This window comes from Rothia terrae (assembly GCF_014705925.2).
In the GTDB taxonomy this organism is placed as follows: domain Bacteria; phylum Actinomycetota; class Actinomycetes; order Actinomycetales; family Micrococcaceae; genus Rothia; species Rothia terrae.
In genome coordinates, this window is record NZ_CP061539.1 from 2,013,745 (window position 1) to 2,033,564 (window position 19,820).

The following is a 19,820-nucleotide window of genomic DNA, read 5'->3' on the forward strand; positions in this document are numbered from 1 at the left end:
AGATAGATTGCCAGGACTTGCCGCCCTAAAAACTATCTCAACAAGTGTACACATCTTGTCTGTACACCTACATACGAAACAAACCCGCAACCGGTGAAAACTACCGGTTGCGGGGAGATATGTTTATCAGCTGTTATGCCTTGGGTGAGCCTTCGGTCTCAACCTTGATTTCGCCGCTGATGATCTTGGTCTTGATGTCGTCAAGAGCGGTCTTGGTTTCTTCTGAAACCTGATCGTCAAAGTTGTGGAAGGGAGCCAGGGTAACGCCACCGTTTTCGAGGGTACCGATGTAGGGCTCGTTGGTGAAGTTGCCTGCAGCGTCCTGCTTGAAGGTATCAAGCACAGCTTCCTTCATCAGCTTCTGCACTGAAGTAAGGATGATGTCCTGGTAGTCAGGGTTGGTTTCGAAACCGTCTGAGTCAACCCAAACCACTGATGCGGGCTTATCTGAATGTGAGGAGTTGTATTCCTTCACAGCTTCGAGAGTACCGCCACCCACAGGGCCAGCTACGGGCATGATGATGTCAGCCCCCTCTGAGAGGAAGTTCTGGGTGTTGGTCTTGCCCTTTGCCTGGTCTTCGAAGTCACCGGTGAAGGTACCGCTCTTTGACTTGGTGTCCCAGCCAAGAACCTTGACGTCCTTATTGTTCTGCTGGTTGTAGTACTCCACGCCCTGAGCAAAACCGTCCATGAAGATGGTAACGGTCGGGAAGTTCTGACCACCGTAGGTTGCTACCTTGCCGGTCTTGGTCTGAGCTGCGGCCAGGTAACCTGCCTGGAATGCTGCCTGAGCGGTGTCGTATACAATCGGGCGAACGTTATCTGCCTGGATGGAGTTGTCGTCAACAATTGCGAAGTGGCTATCGGGGTTAGCTGCTGCTGCTTCCTTAGTAGCATCTGCCAAACCGAAGCCAACGGTAACGGTCAGGTTGCAACCCTGCTGAACCATGGAGTTCAGGTTGGGGCCGTAATCGGTTTCTGAGGTTGATTCAGCTTCGCCAACCTGCATGCCGAGCTCTTCCTCAGCGGCCTTCAGACCATCGTGGGTGTTCTGGTTGAATGACTTATCGTCAAAGCCACCAAAGTCAGAAACCATGCAACCCTTGTAGTCGCTGTTTTCGCCGGACGAGCTTGAGTTCTCTTCAGGTGCAGCGCCGCAACCGGCGAGAAGAAGTGCTGAGATGCCGAGAACTGAGCCTGCGCTTGCCATGTGCTTGCGTGAGAATGCCATGGGGATCCCTTCAAAAGATCAGGATCTGAGGGTCAATAAGCTGTGTGTGCTTTATAAAAGGTAAGACCATCAGGATTGAGCAATACAGAACACATTCTAATAGCTTTTTCAGCACTGAGCGAAATTTTTAGAGGTTGTTCCTATCTTCGACACAAAGTTCCTCCGCGTACTTTTAAAGCGTCTAGCCACAACCCTTAAGACCGCGTTTTGTTACTTTGAAGTAATAGTAAATAGCAGACAATACGATGCGTACTCTTATGGGGCTAAGCTACCGGGCAGGTATTACTGCGCACTAGAAAGATGCCAGCGAATTACACGCAAAGCAGTAGAGGTCATCACGCGCACGCCCACACCAATAGCGTCCTCCTGAGGATTATAATCACCCTGGTGCAAATCAAAAGTCTCACCACCTGGAGCACGAGTACCCAAGCGAATCATAGTGCCGGGAACCTCTTGCAGCATCCATGAGAAGTCTTCACCGCCCATTGATTGTTCAACGAGGACCACGCAGTCCTCCCCCAGCTCAGCTCGCGCCGCATTTTCAATCAAAGCGGTTTCATCTTCGGTGTTTACCACAGGCGGCACACCGCGTTCGTGTTCCAAATCGACGGTAACTCCATAAGGAGTAGCAACTTGTTCCACTACGTCGTCAAGAATCTGTCCCGCCTTGTACCAGGCGTCGGCATCCAAACAGCGCATGGTGCCAGCCAACATACCGGTAGAAGGAATAGCGTTAGAGGCCACACCAGCCTCAATTTGCCCCCAAACCACGAGGACGCCGGAGCGAACATCAGTCAATCGAGAAAGTACTGCCGGCACGTTAATAGCAATCTGGCTCATCGCGTAAATCAAATCTTCGGTCAGGTGCGGACGCGAAGTATGACCCCCGTGACCGCTGAGATTAATGCGGACGGTGTCAGACGCCGATGTAATCGCGCCGATGCGAGTACCAATCTTGCCGACATCCACCTTGGGCTCGCAGTGCAGGGCAAAAGCACGCGGCACGTCCTTGAGCCATCCCGCTTCGATGACGCGCAGGGCACCACCTGGCTGCTGCTCTTCAGCAGGCTGGAAAATCACCCGAATAGTGCATCCCAAAGGCTTGTCATCATTAATTTTCGCAAGACCAAGCGCAACACCGAGCATGACAGTGAGGTGGATATCGTGACCGCACGCGTGCATCACATTAGCTGTTTGCGATGAGCATTCCAAACCTGTCTGCTCCTGCACAGGCAACGCATCAATATCAGCACGGAAAGCCGCTGCCACAGGACCTTCACCGATATCAACGCGCAGACCGGTCGTTCCGGGCAACGCAACAGGTTCTAGCCCGGCTTGACGCAGACGTTCCGCCAGCTTCTCGGTAGTCCGAAACTCCTGAAAAGACAGCTCAGGGTGCGCATGAACATCACGACGGAACTCAATAAGCTCCGGCAGAAACTCTTCCACCAGGTTTCCCACCGAGGGAACCTTGTCGGACAACTGTGACTCTGCGAATGATGAAACCATATTTCAAGGATAGTGCGAGTTCGCGTTAGCGTCATTTTCGTGTCTGGGAGTGACGATTCCACCGGCTTGTTACGAATTATGACGTTCATATCCCGAATGGAACACAGGTGCACTTTTAATAGCCCTGCACCTGATGTTTACTGCGGGAGCTGACAAGGATCATCCGGAACGCCGCTGAGGCGCGCAAAAGGCGGAGCCACTTCTTCAGTGACTCCGCCTTTATAGAGACTCGATTCCTTAGAGTGATCGAGCGATAATTGCCTGCTTTACCTCGGCAATAGCCTTAGTAATCTGGATGCCGCGGGGGCATGCCTCGGTGCAGTTGAAGGTGGTACGGCAACGCCACACGCCTTCTTTATCGTTGAGAATCTCAAGACGCATATCGCCAGCATCATCTCGTGAATCAAAGATAAAGCGGTGCGCGTTCACGATTGCTGCCGGACCAAAGTACTGACCGTCAGTCCAGAAAACGGGGCATGATGAGGTACACGCAGCGCACAAAATGCACTTGGTGGTGTCGTCAAAACGCTCGCGGTCTTCTACCGACTGGTAGCGCTCACGTTCAGGCTCATGTCCATCGTTCATCAAGAAGGGCATTACCTCGCGGTAAGCCTGGAAGAAGGGCTCCATGTCAACGATGAGGTCCTTCTCGCAGGGCAGACCCTTAATAGCCTCAACAGTGATCGGCTTGGTGAGATCCAAGTCTTTGAGCAAGGTCTTGCATGCCAAACGGTTGCGGCCGTTAATACGCATAGCGTCTGAACCACAAATACCGTGCGCGCATGAGCGGCGGAATGACAGCGAACCGTCAATCTCCCACTTCACCTTATGCAAGGCATCCAGCACGCGGTCAGTGCCGAACATGGTCAGCTTAAATTCATCCCAGTGAGCTTCTTCTGAAATCTCAGGGCTGTAACGACGAACCTGAAGGGTGATGTCGTAGGTAGGAATAGCGTCAGCGCCGCCTGTCTCAGACTTCAGTTCAACCTTTGATGCCGGTTCGTTGAGTTCTTCAGTAGCTTTTTGACTAGCCATTTTAGTACTTACGCTCCATCGGCTCGTAGCGGGTAAAGATAACAGGCTTGGTGTCGAAACGCAGGCCAGCGATTGATTCAGTTTCAGCCTCGGGGTCAAGGTAGACCATGGAATGCTTCATGAACTTCTCATCATCGCGGTTGGGGAAGTCCTCGCGGAAGTGACCACCGCGTGACTCCTGACGGTGCAGTGCAGCAACTGACATCACCTTTGCCAGCTCGAGTAAGAAGCCAAGCTCAACAGCCTCAAGAAGGTCAAGGTTAAAGCGCTTGCCCTTGTCCTGAACTGAGATGTTCTTGTAACGCTCTTCGAGGTTAGCAATAACATTCAGCGCGTTCTTGATGGTGTCAGCAGTACGGAACACCTGCATATCCGCATCCATGACGTCCTGCAGTTCCTTGCGAATAGCGCCGACCTTTTCGGTACCGGTGCCATCGCGAAGCATACCCAGCAACTCGAGAGTGCGGTTAGCCGCATCCTCAGGAATAGGCAAGAAATCTGCGGTCTGCGCGTACTCAGCAGCTGAAATACCTGCGCGCTTACCGAAAACGTTGATGTCAAGCAGTGAGTTGGTACCCAAACGGTTTGAGCCGTGAACAGACACACAAGCTACCTCGCCAGCTGCATACAGACCGGGGATGGTTTCTTCTGAGTTTGCGTAAACTTCAGCTTCGATGTTGGTGGGAATACCGCCCATTGCGTAGTGCGCAGTCGGGAACACCGGAACGGGCTCGGTGTAGGGCTCAACACCCAGGTAAGTACGAGCGAACTCGGTAATATCCGGAAGCTTCGCATCGATGTGAGCGGGCTCCAAGTGGGTGAGGTCAAGAAGAACGTAGTCCTTATTAGGACCGCAACCGCGTCCTTCGCGAACCTCATTAGCCATCGAACGCGCAACGATATCGCGAGGAGCCAAGTCCTTAATGGTCGGAGCGTAACGCTCCATGAAGCGCTCACCCTCTGAGTTACGCAGAATACCGCCCTCACCGCGAGCAGCCTCAGACACCAGAATGCCCAGGCCTGCAAGACCGGTCGGGTGGAACTGCACGAACTCCATGTCTTCCAAGGGAATACCGTTACGCAAAGCAATCGCCATGCCGTCACCGGTCAGAGTATGTGCGTTAGAGGTGGTCTTGAAGATCTTGCCACAGCCACCGGATGCGAAGACGATTGACTTGGCCTGGAAAACGTGAACATCGCCGGTTGCCAAATCATAGGAGACAACGCCAGCAGGACGCTTCTTGCCGTCTTCATCCTCAACCATAATCAGGTCAAGCACGTAGTACTCGTTGAAGAACTCAACGTTGTGCTTTACACAGTTCTGGTAAAGGGTCTGCAAAATCATGTGACCGGTACGGTCAGCTGCGTAGCATGCACGACGAACGGGTGCCTTACCGTGATCGCGAGTGTGACCACCAAAACGACGCTGGTCGATGCGTCCCTCGGGGGTACGGTTGAAGGGAAGACCCATCTTCTCAAGGTCGAGAACCGCGTCGATAGCTTCTTTAGCCATAACCTCAGCGGCATCCTGGTCTACCAGGTAGTCACCACCTTTAACGGTGTCAAAGGTGTGCCACTCCCAGTTATCTTCTTCAACATTCGCAAGAGCTGCACACATACCGCCCTGCGCCGCACCGGTGTGTGAACGGGTGGGGTAAAGCTTGGTAAGAACAGCAGTGCGAGCACGCTGACCTGACTCAATTGCCGCACGCATACCAGCGCCGCCTGCGCCGATAATGACAACGTCGTACTTATGTACCTGCATTGGAAAAATGCTTCTTTCTCTAAAACTTAGATGTAGCTATTACGGAGCCGGGCAGAAGGACGGCAGCAACTCAGTTGCAGCACCGGTGGGGCAAGGATCAAAGGTGAAGATAACCAACGTGCCCACGAGAATGATGAACGCAGAAGCCAAGAACAAAATGACCTTCAAGAAGGCACGAGTCTTGTCTTTCTGTGCGTAGTCATCGATGATGGTGCGAATGCCGTTGGTGCCGTGCAACATTGCAAGCCACAGCAACAGCATGTCCCAAACCTGCCAGAAGGGGTTAGCGAGCTTACCGCCCACGAAACCGAAGTCAATGCGATGCACACCCTCGCCCGTCATGAGGTTCACAAAGAGGTGACCGAAGATGAGGATAACGAGCGCAACGCCTGAAAGACGCATGAACAACCACGCAACCATCTCAAAGTTATTGCGCTTTGAGGACGAGCGGTTGTACTTAACACCCTGAACAATGTTGTCGTTGCTACGGGGAGCTGCAACTTTAGCTTTCAAGGGAGTAGCCATAGTTTAGTGACCTCCGAAAATGATAGGAAGGTGACGGAACAGGAAGCCTGCCATAGCGATTGCCCAGAGAATCAATACGCCCCACAACAGAGTCTTGTGGTTTTTGGTGCCGCCGCTCCAGAAGTCAACGAGAATAATACGAATACCGTTGAAAGCGTGGTAAACGATAGCTGCAACGAGCGCCGCTTCACCAAGACCCATGATGGGGTTCTTGTAAATGCTCATCACTGCGTTGTATGCCTCGGGAGATACGCGAACCATCGCGGTATCCAGCACGTGGACCAACAAAAAGAAGAAAATCGCAATACCAGAGATGCGATGGGCTACCCACGACCACATGCCTTCACGGCCGCGGTAGAGAGTGCCATTTTTGGGTGTATTCGGCACTGAATAACCTCCTGCGCGCTAATAACTGCGAGTGATCATCTATATATTTTTAGATTCGCACGGCGCAGTTAATCATTGAGTGTTGTTCTTCTTCACAGGTTACCAGCATCACGCGATGTTAAATGACAATATGTCAGCGCCCTAGAGCCCTGAGATTACGGCATATTTTTATTTCCTTAATGCCTTTTTGACCGCTATATAAGGGTTCTAGTCAGTTGCACCTGTAAGTAATGTGAGAAGTATCTGCGCAAAATACTTCTTTATTCATGTCATTTATGACAAACAATAGGTATTCTTTAGACGATGAAAACTCCGATTGAACGCTTTTACCCGCTCATTCCCGCTGGTGGCGTAGGCTCCCGACTCTGGCCGCTCTCACGCGCCACTGCCCCGAAGTTCCTACTCAACCTTACCGGTGGTGAAGAGTCACTCCTGCGTTCGACATACGACCGCCTCACCTCGCTGTGTAACGGTCCAGTTATGGTGGTTACCGGAGTAGCCCACGCCAACCGCGTGACGCAGCAACTGAGCGAACTACGCGCATCCGACCTTGTCCTTGAGCCTTCACCTCGCGACTCAGCGGCTGCAATTGGCCTTGCCTGCGCTATTATTTTTGAACGCGACCAGGACGCTATTATCGGCTCTTTCGCGGCTGACCATGTGATTGAACCCGTTGCAGAGTTCCACAAGGTAGTCACCGAGGCCGTCAACACTGCAGCAACCGGCAAGATTGTCACTATTGGTATCACCCCAACCGAGCCCTCCACCGCGTTTGGCTACATCAAGGCAACAGAGTCGTTGCACCTTGAGGACGCGCCTAACGCTATGTCGGTTGATGAGTTTGTAGAAAAGCCCGACGCTGTTACCGCCAGCCAGTACCTGGCTACCGGGGACTACACCTGGAACGCTGGAATGTTCGTGGCACCGGCATCCCTCATGCTGGAACACCTCAAAAATAATGAGCCGGAGCTGTACGCCGGCGTCACCGCGATTGCAAAAGCATGGGACACCCCCGAGCGTGACGAAATCATGAACAACCTGTGGGAAACTCTGCCTAAAACCGCCATTGACTATGCGGTTGCCGAACCCGCCGCAGCAGCAGGTGCGGTGGCTATGGTTCCCGGCTCATTCAGCTGGGATGATGTGGGAGACTTCGACGCGGTTGCCCGCCTCAACCTTGAAAAAACCGATGATGGCCTGTTTGTTCTCGGCGATGAGCATCAGGTACTAGATCAGAAATCCACCGGCATCGTGGTTAGCGGAACCGACCGCAAGATCGCAGTGATCGGCATGGACGATGTTGTGGTAGTTGATACTCCCGACGCTCTGCTTGTTACCACCCGAGCACAAGCTCAGAAGGTAAAAAGCACCGTTGCTGAGCTCAAAGATCAGGGACTTCAAGAACTTTTGTAGGAACGTTTTCCTCCCCAGAAAAGGCAGGGCACTCATGTTCTGCCTTTTCTTATACCTTTGGTGTGCAAATGATTCTCATTTAAGTTAGTCTGGTGTTCATGAAAAGCACACGTTCCTCCCTCCTGACAGTGACCGGCATTGCAGGCATCCTCCTACTCTCAGCCTGCGGCGGTCAAAGCTCACCAACCGCAGACGCGTCATCAACCTCAGCCAGCGCATCTGCCTCTTCACCAGCATCAGATTCATCAGAAGAAACCGAGGTCTCGACCCCGACCACTCGCGTAGCACTCAGCTATGACGGCGGCATCATGATCGTTGACGGACGCACCATGGAAATGGTCGATACCGTCGAAAAAGACGGCTTCCTTCGCCTGAGCCAGGCCGGTGACAACCGTCACTTCGCCGTCGCAAACGGCAACAGCTACAGTCTGCTCGACATGGGCCACTGGGGCCAGGCACACGGCGACCACTCACACTACTACTCAGCAAAGCCCACCCTCAGCGACTGGAGCTGGGACTCAGAGGAAACCAGCCACGTCATCTCTGACAACGGCAAGACCGCTTTCTTCTCAGACGGCTCAGGCTCCTTTGAGGTTGTAGATCCCCTGACGCTGACCGGCGATGACAAGAAAACCGCCGCTAAAGACTCCATCGAAACCAAGACCGTCACCCTTCCCGAACCTCACCACGGTTTCGCAATTCCGCTGCCTGATGATCAGTACATGGTTGCAGTGGGTAACGAAGACCAGCGCACCGGCGCCGCAATTGTTGACGAAAATGGCAAAACGGTCACCAAAAACAATCAGTGCCCCGGCGTCCACGGTGAGGCAATAGTTGCAAACAATACCTTCACCGTTGGCTGTGAAGATGGCGTACTGATCTACAAGAACGGTGAGTTTACCAAGGTTCAGGCAGAAGAGTCATACGCGCGTTTGGGTAACCAGGCTGGTTCGCAGGACTCCCCCATCGTTCTGGCTGACTACAAGACTGACAAGGGCGCTGAACTCGAACGTCCCGAGCAGTTCTCACTGGTCAACACCGAGACCGACAGCATCCAGAAAGTACAGCTGCCCGAAGGCGTCAGCTACACCTTCCGCTCCATTGCGCGCGGCCCTGAAGGCGAAGCCCTGTTGCTCACCACCGATGGCAAGCTCCGCGCTTACGACGAAGAAACCGGTGAAGAACTAGCAAGCGTTGACCTCATGGACTCGTGGACCGAGTCAGAGGTATGGCAGGAACCCCGCCCCGCAATCTGGGTACAGGATGACACAGCATACGTAACCGACCCCGCCACCAAGAAGCTCCACGCGGTATCACTTGCCAATATCGCTAACGGTTCAATGGAAGACTTCGCACAGCTCGAACTGCCCGAAACTCCCAACGAAATCAACGGCGTGAGCGCCCGCGACGGTGTAGCTCCCGAAGCTGAAGGCGATGAACACGACCACGAAGGTGACGACCACTAGGATCTAGCCACCTAGATTAGATGCACATGCAAAGGATGCGGGCGGATAGTGAAAACTATCCGCCCGCATCCTTATATCTACAGGGCAGACGCATGAGGTCTAAAGGTCGATAGAACCGATGCCCCGCCACATCTGACCATCAAATTCATAGACGCGAAGCGTATCAATCTCAAAATGTTTGAGGCGCTCAGGAATCTGCGCAAAATGCTCTAAAGACCGCAGGATAACGTTTTCAGGAACATGCTGGGCAAGGGTGATATGAGGGTGATAGTCAAAAGGAGATGCGCTAGCGCCCGCCGCGTGCTCACTGATTGCATTTAACCGAATGAGCTCGTCAGCGCCTTCATCAATCGTCAGATAGCTCACCGCGGTAATGGGCGAGAAGGACGCGGGTTCCCCTACCGTCACGGGAATGGATCCGGTGCCGCTGAGAGCGTTTCGCAGGCTTTCAAAAACATTGCCCATGTTATCGGGTTCCGGTGAGACCAGAACCGTGATGTGAACACTACCGGAATCATCGATCTCGGGCTGAGCACCGCGCCAAGCAAGCACATAGTGCGCGAGTTCGTCGGGCACTTTGGCCAGAATACTCACGTAACGTTGCTGTGCTAGCAGGGTAGGCGAAACAGGTACTGACTGTGTTTCGTCAGCATTCAGCTCCGAAGAAGACGTCATAATTACAGTTTAGCCGCCGGCAAGAAACCTACGCGTTCATACACGTTTTCTACGGTGACGCTTGCAATCTCGCGTGCCTTGGATGCGCCGATAGCTAGCAGGCGATCAAGCTCTGCAGGGTCAGCCATCAGCTCGTTGACGCGCTCACGCATCGGGCCGAAGGTCTCAGCGGCAATCTCTGCCAAATCGACCTTGAGGTGACCGTACATCTTGCCCTCGTAACGCGCCACAATCGAGTCGATGCTCTCACCGGTAATCGCCGAGTAGATACTCAGCAGGTTAGACACGCCCGCCTTATTTTCGCGGTCAAAGCTGATCTCGCTACCCGCGTCCGTCACTGCGGACTTAATTTTCTTCGCGGTCTTCTTAGGCTCATCCATCAACCAGATAATGCCCTTATCGGTCTCAGCTGACTTCGACATTTTGGACGCGGGATTCTGCAGATCGTAAATCTTAGCGGTTTCTTTCATGATGCGTCCTTCGGGCACCACAAAGGTATCGCCAAAGCGAGCGTTGAAGCGCTGCGCCAGGTTACGGGTAAGCTCAAGGTGCTGACGCTGATCTTCGCCTACAGGCACCTGGTCAGCTTGGTACAGCAAAATATCTGCCGCCATCAAAATCGGGTAGGTGAACAAGCCAACAGAGGCTGAATCTGCGCCCTGCTTAGCTGACTTGTCTTTGAACTGAGTCATGCGAGAAGCCTCACCAAAACCGGTAATGCAGTTCAGAACCCATGCCAGCTGGGCGTGCTCCGGAACATGTGACTGTGCAAAGAGCGGAGTCTTCTCGGGGTCAATGCCAGCCGCAATGTACTGTGCCGCAGTCATGCGCGTACGCTGAGTCATGATCACCGGATCCTGAGGCACGGTAATCGCGTGCATATCGGGAATGAAGAAAAGGCAATCGGTGCCCTGCTCATTCTGCATGTTCACCCAGTTGCGCACCGCACCCACATAGTTACCCAGGTGCAACGAGTCAGCTGAAGGCTGCGCACCTGAAAAGACGCGCGTAGCGCCCTGCGAGGCATTGGGGATAACTGACTTGAGGTTCTTTTCTTCACTCATGTTCTTTACTTCTTTTCACTCACGATATTTGTGTGGTTCTACCGAATGCGGCGGTACGCTTTTAGGCTTTACCGGCGGCTTCTTTGACCATGCTCATGCCGTTTTGCGCGGTCACATCAATGGTGTCAAGCGCACGAGAAATCATGGCAGGTGACTCAGAGTCGTTCTTTTCGATTTCCTCTTTAATAACTTTGGACTGAACCAGCACAATCTGGAAGCTGTGCGCAAGCTTGTCATCAAGCATCGCGTCCTCTTCTTCTAGGAACTGGCGCATGCGAGCAGCATTCTGATCCTGTTGAACGTTCAAAGAGCGCGTCACGGTCATCGCAAGGTACACAGCAACACCCAGCCAGCCAGCGATTACAGCCGTCAAAATCCAGCCAAGCACCGATGCTTCATTGGCAGAAGTAATAATCGCCCAGATGAGCAGTATGACGAGGATAGCCATACCAATGCCAGCACCAATCAGTGCTTTTTTGGTGCCGGGGCTGTTTTCGGGGGCAGTGCGCTGTGGAATAGACATGGCTTCTATTATGTCAAAGAACTATGGGACGCGCGAAGTTGTGGTTGAGGCAGTGGGCAACAAGGCACCCTTTGGGCACGTTAAGGATTCCTTGTTGCCCTCAACTTCCCTTAAACGCCAGCCCCGAGCCAGTCGAAGGCAACATTAAGCATTCTCTTTAGCAGTATTAACTTCCAGCCAACTGGTGCCAATACGGCTTCGCCCTTCGACATCAGCCCCCCAATAAACCGCGTCCTCAAACCTCGACCTAAACCGCCGAGATCCTGATTAATCAGGATCTCTGCGTAAGTAGGATACGAGTTAGATGTTGGCTCCCGCATCCATGACTAAGCAGAATTTCTCTCAGTAGAGCCGGCTCAAAAAATCCCGCACAGATTATCTGTGCGGGATTTTCTTATGACGCTAGAGACTATGCGGCGTGACGTTCAGCGGTTTCAACCACGTTGACCAGCAACATTGCGCGGGTCATCGGGCCAACGCCACCGGGGTTCGGTGAAACCCATGATGCTTTTTCAGCGGCTGCGGGGCTGATGTCGCCGGTGAGCTTCTTCTTGCCGGTTTCGGGGTCTTCAATGCGTGAGACTCCGACGTCCAGCAGAATTGCGCCGTCCTTGACCATGTCAGCTTTGACGATGTGCGGCTGACCAACAGCCGCCACGATAACGTCAGCTTCGCGGAGCGCCCCTGCAACGTCCTTGGTGCCGGTGTGCACCAGGGTGGGGGTGGCATTCACGTTCTTGCGAGTGAGCAAGAGACCCAGCGGGCGACCCACGGTGACACCGCGGCCGAACACAGCAACGGTCTTGCCGTTCAGATCTAAGCCGTGGCGTTCGATGAGTTCGATAACGCCGTTGGGAGTACACGGAAGCGGTGAATCGATTTCGCCGCCAGCGTTGAGCACCAGGCGTCCTAAGTTGGTGGGATGCAGACCGTCTGCGTCCTTGTCGGGGTCAACCAGCTCAAGGATGCGGTTGGTGTCGATGTGCTTGGGCAAAGGAAGCTGCACGATGTAGCCGGTGCATGCCGGGTCATTGTTCAGCTTCTCGATTTCTGCTTCGAGTTCCTCTTGAGTGGTGTTCTCGGGCAGATCAACGCGAATAGAGGCGATGCCTACTTCTGCGCAGTCCTTGTGCTTACCGCCCACGTAAGAATGCGACGCGGGGTCGTCACCCACGAGAACAGTGCCCAGGCCGGGAGTGATGCCCTTTGCTTTGAGTGCTTCTACACGCTCTTTCAGCTCTGCTTTGATGGCAGCTGCTGTTGCCTTACCGTCCAGAATTTCAGCCATAATTTACCACTTCTCGATTCCGTCGTAGAGGGGGAACTTTTCGCACAGTGCGGTCACGCGAGCGCGCTGCGCTTCTACGTCAACACCGGGCTTGAGGGTTTCAGCGATGATGTCTGCTACCTCTACGAATGCTGCGGCGTCGAATCCGCGGGTCGCGAGCGCGGGAGTACCGATGCGCAGACCTGAGGTGACCATGGGAGGACGCGGGTCGTTGGGGATTGCGTTGCGATTAACGGTGATACCGGCTTCGTGTAGCAAATCTTCAGCTTCGCGTCCGTTGAGTTCAGCGTTTGCCAGTGAGACGAGGACCAGGTGCACGTCGGTACCACCGGAAATCAGTTCTACGCCGGCATCCAACACGTCGGGCTGGCTGAGGCGCTCAGCGATGATCTGTGCACCTTCGAGGGTACGCTTCTGGCGGTCCTTGAATTCTTCTGAACCTGCAATCTTGAAGGCGATTGCCTTACCAGCGATAGCGTGCATGAGCGGGCCACCCTGCTGGCCGGGGAATACTGCTGAGTCAATCTTCTTCTTGAGCTCTTCGGTGCAGAGAATAAAACCTGAGCGGGGGCCGCCGATGGTCTTGTGCACGGTTGATGAAACAACGTGTGCGTGAGGAACGGGGTTGGGGTGCAGACCTGCAGCAACGAGACCTGCAAAGTGCGCCATATCAACCCAGAGGTATGCGCCAACTTCGTCTGCGACCTTACGGAATGCTGCGAAATCCAGCTGACGGGTGTACGCCGACCAGCCAGCAATGATGACCTTGGGCTTCTCAGCCAAAGCGAGCTCGCGAACCTCGTCCATGTCAACGCGTCCGGTCTTCTCGTCAACGCCGTAGGCAACAACTTCGTATAGCTTGCCTGATACGTTGAGCTTCATGCCGTGAGTCAGGTGACCGCCGTGAGCCAGTGACAGACCCATGATTTTGTCGCCGGGGGTCAGCAGTGCGTGCATCACAGCGTTGTTAGCCTGAGCGCCAGCGTGAGGCTGAACGTTGGCGTGCTCAGCACCGAACAGTGCCTTAGCGCGCTCGATTGCCAGGTTCTCAACGATATCTACGTACTCGCATCCACCGTAGTAACGACGTCCGGGGTAGCCTTCTGCGTACTTGTTCGTCAGTACTGAACCCTGAGCTTCAAGAACCGCGCGGGGCGCAAAGTTCTCTGACGCAATCATTTCAAGGGTGTTCTGCTGGCGTCCTTGCTCTAGCGCGATAGCTTCTGCTACTTCGGGATCTACTTCTGCCAAGGGAAGGTTGGTGACAGAGGAGGTGGTCATGCAACGTCCTTTTTCTTCTGTGGAGTGCGCACTCTCTAGCGGAGTGCGACGTGTTCGTTCAGACATCATCAAGTTTAGGTTAGTTACACCTGATTATGCAGGGTTTGAAAACGCGTGTGGGCTGTTTTAGAGCATTTTCTAGGGACTAAACATGGTTGGTGATACAACTTCTTTATGAGCACTCTTGAATTCGATAATTTCTCACCGGAAATCGCTGCCGATGCCTACGTGGCTGATAATGCGCGTTTGATAGGACGCGTGAAGGTCGATGAAGGCAGCTGCGTTTTCTTTGGTGCTGTTGTACGCGGCGATACGGAGCACATAACGGTGGGGCGCTCCTCGAATATCCAGGATACCGCTGTGATTCATGCTGACCCCCGGCAAGCCCGCGGTCATTGGTGATCATGTATCTGTTGGGCACGGCGCGGTAGTTCACGGGTGCACCGTTGAAGACGGCTCGCTAATCGGTATGAACGCAGCGGTTCTCAATCGCGCTGTGATTGGTGCTGGTTCTTTAGTGGCAGCTGGCGCCGTAGTGCTAGAAGGCAGCATTATCCCCCGCCGGGATCGCTGGTAGCAGGCGTCCCCGCAAAAGTGCGCAGGCCACTCACCGCTGAAGAACAGGAGGGCATCCGTCACAACGCGGAACGCTACGCCAACATCGTCCACAAATACCTGCAACTAGGCTGAGTTGCGATAAATACTTAATACAAGAACCTCAATATTCATCACACTTACCACTTGTCAGTAATCGATGCTTGATAATATTTCACACAGCAACTACTTTTAGTCAGGCTGCAGGCGTCCCCCAATCAGCGCCCCATGCATCATCTCTTGCGTGAACCGGCAAGAAGAAAGCAAAACGAACACATGACAAACACTATGTCGCGACGCGAAGCACTTGATCAGCGACGTAAAAAAGACTTTAGAAAATGGATGGCTACCGGCGGTGCTACAGCAGTATTTCTCGGCGGTGGAGTCCTAACCGTTCATTCTTTCCAGGGCGATCAAAACCCCGAATCAAAAGATGTCTCTACCGAGATTCCCGCAGAATGTTCAACCAGTCAGCACATCAATGTAGTTGCAACGGGAAAAATTGCCGACATCGTCAAAAAAATTCCTGTAAACGCTGAGGACTGTATTTCTCTCAACGTCAGTGAAAGCGCATCCGATAAAACTGCCTCTGACATTATCAGCGGAATCAACGTACCTCATATCTGGATTCCGGACTCTTCGACCAGGGCTAACCTCTACCTGGACAACAAGGCAAAAGTCACGACTGTTTCTGACTCTTTGGCCAACACGCCGGGCGTTATTGTCTCCCGCGATTCGAAAGACTTTCAAACATGGTCGGATGTGCTCAAAGACAGCGAGACCATTGGCATGAGCGACCCCAAAACTGAAAGCGCCGCGTTTTCTTCTCTCGTGTCGGTTGCCGCAGAAGTCAACGAAGATAAGGTGTCGCGCGATCAGCTCACGACCGGCTCAGCTATCCGCGCGCAAACTATCGGAGTCACCGGTCCGGTTCTATCCCCCACAGACCTTCTCGATAAGGTTGTAGACGGTGAACACGAAAGCGCTATTGTCACCGAAGCTGACTTCGTGAAATACAAAGATGAGCATCAGGATGCCTCACTGAATGTTGCTGTGCCCAACAGCGGAACCACGGAACTCGATTACCCGCTTTTAGTACCTGAAGAAAACGCATCCAACGACACCGTCTCTGTAGCGGCTCAAAAGATTTCGGATTATTTGGGCTCCGATGCGGGCCGAAGCGCGTTGGAATCTGAGGGGCTTCGCACCTCGTCAGGGGAAAAGCTCAGCGATGTCTCTCCCCTTGATCAGCCTCTGGAATTGTCGCAGGGCGATTCAAAGATGCTCTCAGATTTGTGGAAGTCGTACGTTACGCAGGCTGCTCCCCTGAATGGTCTGGTGGCCATTGATTCTTCAAGTTCGATGAGCCAACAGGTTGAGGGCACAGATCAAAGCCGTCTGCAGATTACCGCTGATGCTGCTTTGGCGGGTTCTCAGCTTTTCCCGTCGCGTGATTCTTTGGGTATTTGGGCTTTTGCGCGCGATATCGGTAAGGATGCGACCGGTCAGACCGTTGATTATAAGGAGCTTGTTCCTATTCGCGGTGTTGACGAGGATGTTGATGGTCTTTCACAGCGCGATCTTGTGCAGGAGGCTATTACCGAACTTGCGGTCTACCCGAATTCTCAGTCTGGTTTGTATGACACGATGCTTGCTGGTTTTCACACTGTGAAGCAGAATTACAAGCCCGGCGCTACGAATGTGGTCATTATTATGACTGACGGTGTGAATGATGATGAGAATTCCATCGATAAGCAGGAGCTGATTTCAACTATTCAGCAGGAGCAGGATCCTAACAATCCGGTGATGTTTTTGCTGATTGGTGTGTCTAATGATGCGGATATGAGTACTTTGCATGAGATCGCACCGCAAATTGGTGGTGAGGTGTTTGAGGCTGAAACGTCTGCTGATATTCAGCGAGTTTTCCAGGACGCTTTTGGTGAAGGACCTCATAAGCAATCGGCTCAGTAGATAGAGGGTTTTTAAGTGACACCTGCGTTTGTGCAGGACTTTAGGCCCTTATGAGTAAACCTCGTGATTAGGTTTTAGCGCAGAAAAGCGCCGAGGCCTTCCGGAGTTGTGTCCGGGGCCTCGGCACTTTTTTATGTATTCGCTACCTTGTGTGAGATGCGACTTAGTGGAAGAAGTGACGGGCTAGGCAAAGATTTCCCGAGCGCGCGAGGAACCAAGAAACCTTTGTCTAGAATCGCGCGCCAGCGCGAACGGTGGTCGCCACTTCTACCGCTTGAAGCGAAGCGAGTTAGTGGAAGAAGTGGCGAGCACCGGTCAAGTACATTGTCACTCCCGCGGCCTTTGCTGCTTCGATGACTTCTTCGTCGCGGATGGAGCCGCCAGGCTGTACGACTGCTCGTACGCCTGCGTCCAGGAGGACTTGGAGGCCGTCTGCGAAGGGGAAGAAGGCGTCGGATGCTGCTACGGAGCCGCGTGCGCGTTCGTTGCTCTCGCCGCCGAGGGTGTTGGCGCGTTCTACGGAGAGTTTGCAGGAGTCTACGCGGTTGACTTGGCCCATACCGATGCCTACTGCGGCGCCGTCTTCTGCCAGGAGGATGGCGTTGGACTTTGCTGAGCGTAGTGCACGCCATGCGAAGGAGAGGTCGGCGAGGGTTTTTTCGTCTGCGGCGTCGCCTGCTACGAGCTGCCAGTTTTCGGGGTTGTCGCCTTCTGCGTGGAGGCGGTCTGCGTCTTGGAAGAGCGCGCCGCCTGATACCTGGCGGTATTCGATGGCTTCGCGTGCGAAACCTTCGGGGAGGCGCAGGATGCGCAGGTTCTTTTTGGTCTGTAGGATTTCGAGTGCCTCGTCGGTGAAGGACGGTGCGATGATGACTTCGGTGAAGATGCCCTTGACGGTTTCAGCCATTTTTGCGGTGACTTCGCGGTTGGCTGCGATGACGCCGCCGTATGCTGAGAGAGGGTCGCAGGCGTGTGCTTTAGCGTGTGCGTCTGCGATTGCGTCGTCGGCGTCTGCTGAACCTACTGCGATACCGCAGGGGTTGTTGTGCTTGATGATGGCAACGGCGGGCTCGTCGAAGTCGTAGGCTGCGCGCAGTGCCGCGTCGCCGTCAACGTAGTTGTTGTAGCTCATTGCCTTGCCGCCGAGCAACTCTGCCTGTGCGATGCCGGGGGCAGCTGCGGGGTCGACGTAGAGCGCGCCCTGCTGGTGCGGGTTCTCGCCGTAGCGTAGTGATTCTGAACGCTCGAATGAGAGGCCTGCGAACGGGGGCCAGTAGTTAGCGTCCTCGTCCTTTTCGAACTGGGCTGCGGTCCAGGTAGCCACGGCGGTGTCGTACGCTGCGGTGTGGGCGAATGCTACAGATGCCAGACGGCGACGTTGCGCCAAGTTGAAGCCGCCAGCCTTGGCAGCGTCCACGACCTCGCCGTACTTGGCGGGGTCAACGACGATAGCTACTGCGTCGTGGTTCTTAGCCGCCGCACGAACCATGGAGGGGCCACCAATATCGATCTTTTCGATGATGGCGTCCTGGTCAGCACCGGATGCGACGGTATCGACGAAGGGGTAGAGGTTCACGATGACGAGGTCGAATGCTTCGATGTCCATCTCGCGCAGGGTATCAATGTGCTCCTGCTTGCGGCGGTCAGCCAAAATACCTGCGTGAACGCGAGGGTGAAGGGTCTTCACGCGTCCTTCAAGGCACTCGGGGAAACCGGTGATATCTGAAACTTCGGTAACGGGCACACCGGCTGATGCGATGGTCTGCGCGGTTGAACCGGTAGATACGATAGCAACGCCTGCTTCGTGCAGTCCCTGCGCCAGCTCTTCAAGGCCGGTTTTATCGTATACAGAAATCAGTGCGCGCTTGAGCGGTACGCGATCGAGCTCAATGAGACTCACTTATACTCCAATGCTTATGCCCCTCGTTTTGTTGTCTTAGATACGGGGCAGGTGGATGGGTTGTCGTGAGCCGGTTTTAGCCCCGGCCCGTGGCCGACCTGTCGGTCAAACTTATGGGGCTATTGCTGGGACTAGACGGTGGGTACGGGCAGGTTAGCGATGGTCTGCACCAGAAGCTGTCGCTCTTCTACCTTGATGCGTTCGTGCAGGGTTTCTTCGGTGTCATCGTCGAGAACGGGAACCGCTGCCTGCGCGAGAATGGGGCCGGTATCAACCCCCGAGTCAACAAAGTGAACGGTGAGGCCGGTAATTTTCACGCCGTGGGCAAGGGCGTCGCGCACACCGTGAGCTCCGGGGAACGACGGCAATAGCGCCGGATGCGTGTTGATAATGCGGTTGGCAAAACGGTCAACAAGCTGGGCATCGACAATGCGCATAAAGCCTGCAAATATAACGTAGTCAGGTGAGTAAGAGGCAATCTTTTCTTCCAAAGCGCGATTCCACTCGGGACGGCTCTCAAAATCTGCCGGGGGTACGATGAAGGTCTCGATGCCCGCTTTTTCAGCGCGCTCAATACCGGTGCAGGGCTTGTCAGCTCCCACGGCAAGAATCTCAGTGTTGAGAGTTCCTTCTGCTACCGCGTCCATAATGGACTGCAAATTAGTACCCGACCCAGAAACCATGACCACAATACGCATGAACTTAAGAATACATGAGGACGCGGTAAGGTAGGTATATGTCTTTACCACCCCCACCTCACACCCCGGCAGTGGATGCTGAAGCGCAGTCCGAGAAGGTCAAAATCTGGCGACGTGCCACATGGCTCAGTATTCTGATTGGCTTCGTCGTACTTACCAATACCACTGCCTTTGCGTGGGTGGGTTCTATCTTCTTCACGCTGGGCATTGTGTGTGCTTCCATCACCATGGCTAAAATCTCAGCTCTTAAACCGCCTGCGACGGTTTATGTGCTGTACTCCATGGTGATTGTCTTTTGTGTGATGATGCTTCTGTCATCGCTCGTGACAGCTATTTTCTCGGGTGTTAGCACCCAGTACCAGGACTGCATTGAGCAGGCAACCACGATCTCGCGTACTCAGCAGTGCAGCGGAAAAATGGAAGATAATTTGCTCAATACTCTGACAGGTAAATAATAAAAGCCGACCAATATCTGGTGGCTCAACGTGGTACTGA

At 53.9% G+C, this 19,820-nt stretch carries 18 protein-coding genes and 1 pseudogene; 6 read left to right on the forward strand and 13 right to left on the reverse strand.

Annotated elements, in window-relative coordinates:
- Nucleotides 1-133: 133 nt before the first annotated feature.
- From IDM49_RS09175 to sdhC, 6 genes are all read right to left on the reverse strand, one after another.
- Nucleotides 134-1,231, reverse strand: a complete 1,098-nt coding sequence (locus IDM49_RS09175) for a BMP family lipoprotein (protein ID WP_168614753.1) — start codon at nt 1,229-1,231, stop codon at nt 134-136.
- Between the two features lie 282 nt (nt 1,232-1,513).
- Nucleotides 1,514-2,740 (reverse strand): amidohydrolase, encoded by a 1,227-nt coding sequence (locus IDM49_RS09180; protein WP_190724287.1) that lies wholly within the window; start codon nt 2,738-2,740, stop codon nt 1,514-1,516.
- Nucleotides 2,741-2,977: 237 nt separating this feature from the next.
- The gene (locus IDM49_RS09185) at nt 2,978-3,775 is read right to left on the reverse strand and encodes a succinate dehydrogenase iron-sulfur subunit (RefSeq protein WP_190724288.1); all 798 of its coding nucleotides are present in this window, start codon (nt 3,773-3,775) and stop codon (nt 2,978-2,980) included.
- Between the two features lies 1 nt (nt 3,776).
- A complete protein-coding gene (sdhA, locus tag IDM49_RS09190) occupies nt 3,777-5,540 on the reverse strand; it encodes a succinate dehydrogenase flavoprotein subunit (protein WP_190724289.1) in 1,764 nt (587 codons plus the stop codon).
- A gap of 39 nt (nt 5,541-5,579) precedes the next feature.
- Nucleotides 5,580-6,065 carry a succinate dehydrogenase hydrophobic membrane anchor subunit gene (locus tag IDM49_RS09195; protein ID WP_190724290.1) on the reverse strand — a complete coding sequence of 162 codons (486 nt, stop codon included), beginning with the start codon at nt 6,063-6,065 and terminating at the stop codon, nt 5,580-5,582.
- Between the two features lie 3 nt (nt 6,066-6,068).
- On the reverse strand, nt 6,069-6,452 hold the full coding sequence (sdhC, locus tag IDM49_RS09200; RefSeq protein ID WP_168614758.1) for a succinate dehydrogenase, cytochrome b556 subunit: 384 nt from the start codon (nt 6,450-6,452) through the stop codon (nt 6,069-6,071).
- A 303-nt stretch (nt 6,453-6,755) separates the two neighbouring features.
- Here sdhC and IDM49_RS09205 point away from each other — a divergent pair, with 303 nt between their 5' ends.
- Nucleotides 6,756-7,865 carry a mannose-1-phosphate guanylyltransferase gene (locus tag IDM49_RS09205; protein WP_190724291.1) on the forward strand — a complete coding sequence of 370 codons (1,110 nt, stop codon included), beginning with the start codon at nt 6,756-6,758 and terminating at the stop codon, nt 7,863-7,865.
- A 98-nt stretch (nt 7,866-7,963) separates the two neighbouring features.
- A complete protein-coding gene (locus IDM49_RS09210; protein WP_190724292.1) occupies nt 7,964-9,331 on the forward strand; it encodes a hypothetical protein in 1,368 nt (455 codons plus the stop codon).
- Between the two features lie 99 nt (nt 9,332-9,430).
- Here the strand turns inward: IDM49_RS09210 and IDM49_RS09215 are convergent, their stop codons facing one another.
- The 3 genes from IDM49_RS09215 to IDM49_RS09225 form a co-directional block, all read right to left on the reverse strand.
- Nucleotides 9,431-10,006, reverse strand: coding sequence for a 2'-5' RNA ligase family protein (locus IDM49_RS09215; RefSeq protein ID WP_190724293.1), 576 nt, complete (start codon nt 10,004-10,006; stop codon nt 9,431-9,433).
- Between the two features lie 2 nt (nt 10,007-10,008).
- Nucleotides 10,009-11,070: a tryptophan--tRNA ligase gene (gene trpS, locus IDM49_RS09220; protein WP_190724294.1), complete on the reverse strand. Its 1,062-nt coding sequence runs from the start codon at nt 11,068-11,070 to the stop codon at nt 10,009-10,011.
- Between the two features lie 61 nt (nt 11,071-11,131).
- Nucleotides 11,132-11,593, reverse strand: a complete 462-nt coding sequence (locus IDM49_RS09225; protein ID WP_190724295.1) for a hypothetical protein — start codon at nt 11,591-11,593, stop codon at nt 11,132-11,134.
- Here IDM49_RS09225 and IDM49_RS09230 point away from each other — a divergent pair.
- Nucleotides 11,592-11,741 (forward strand): hypothetical protein, encoded by a 150-nt coding sequence (locus IDM49_RS09230; RefSeq protein WP_168614764.1) that lies wholly within the window; start codon nt 11,592-11,594, stop codon nt 11,739-11,741. The two genes, IDM49_RS09225 and IDM49_RS09230, sit on opposite strands and share 2 nt — an antisense overlap.
- 261 nt (nt 11,742-12,002) lie before the next feature.
- Here IDM49_RS09230 and IDM49_RS09235 read toward each other — a convergent pair whose 3' ends face one another.
- Together IDM49_RS09235 and glyA are read right to left on the reverse strand one after the other, a co-directional pair.
- Nucleotides 12,003-12,881 carry a bifunctional methylenetetrahydrofolate dehydrogenase/methenyltetrahydrofolate cyclohydrolase gene (locus IDM49_RS09235; protein ID WP_190724296.1) on the reverse strand — a complete coding sequence of 293 codons (879 nt, stop codon included), beginning with the start codon at nt 12,879-12,881 and terminating at the stop codon, nt 12,003-12,005.
- A gap of 3 nt (nt 12,882-12,884) precedes the next feature.
- Nucleotides 12,885-14,162, reverse strand: a complete 1,278-nt coding sequence (glyA, locus tag IDM49_RS09240) for a serine hydroxymethyltransferase (protein WP_168614766.1) — start codon at nt 14,160-14,162, stop codon at nt 12,885-12,887.
- 174 nt (nt 14,163-14,336) lie between these two features.
- On the opposite strand from glyA, the pseudogene IDM49_RS09245 reads away from it, so the two are divergent.
- Nucleotides 14,337-14,852 (forward strand): annotated as a pseudogene (locus tag IDM49_RS09245) (gamma carbonic anhydrase family protein).
- Nucleotides 14,853-15,032: 180 nt separating this feature from the next.
- The gene (locus IDM49_RS09250) at nt 15,033-16,727 is read left to right on the forward strand and encodes a substrate-binding domain-containing protein (RefSeq protein WP_190724297.1); all 1,695 of its coding nucleotides are present in this window, start codon (nt 15,033-15,035) and stop codon (nt 16,725-16,727) included.
- A 289-nt stretch (nt 16,728-17,016) separates the two neighbouring features.
- On the opposite strand, the gene purH is transcribed toward IDM49_RS09250, so the two are convergent.
- Nucleotides 17,017-18,627, reverse strand: coding sequence for a bifunctional phosphoribosylaminoimidazolecarboxamide formyltransferase/IMP cyclohydrolase (gene purH, locus IDM49_RS09255; RefSeq protein WP_190724298.1), 1,611 nt, complete (start codon nt 18,625-18,627; stop codon nt 17,017-17,019).
- Nucleotides 18,628-18,758: 131 nt separating this feature from the next.
- Entirely contained in the window at nt 18,759-19,325 is a 567-nt protein-coding gene (purN, locus tag IDM49_RS09260) for a phosphoribosylglycinamide formyltransferase (RefSeq protein WP_168614796.1), read from the reverse strand.
- Nucleotides 19,326-19,363: 38 nt separating this feature from the next.
- Here purN and IDM49_RS09265 point away from each other — a divergent pair, with 38 nt between their 5' ends.
- Nucleotides 19,364-19,780: a hypothetical protein gene (locus IDM49_RS09265; RefSeq protein ID WP_190724299.1), complete on the forward strand. Its 417-nt coding sequence runs from the start codon at nt 19,364-19,366 to the stop codon at nt 19,778-19,780.
- The last annotated feature ends 40 nt before the right edge of the window (nt 19,781-19,820 follow it).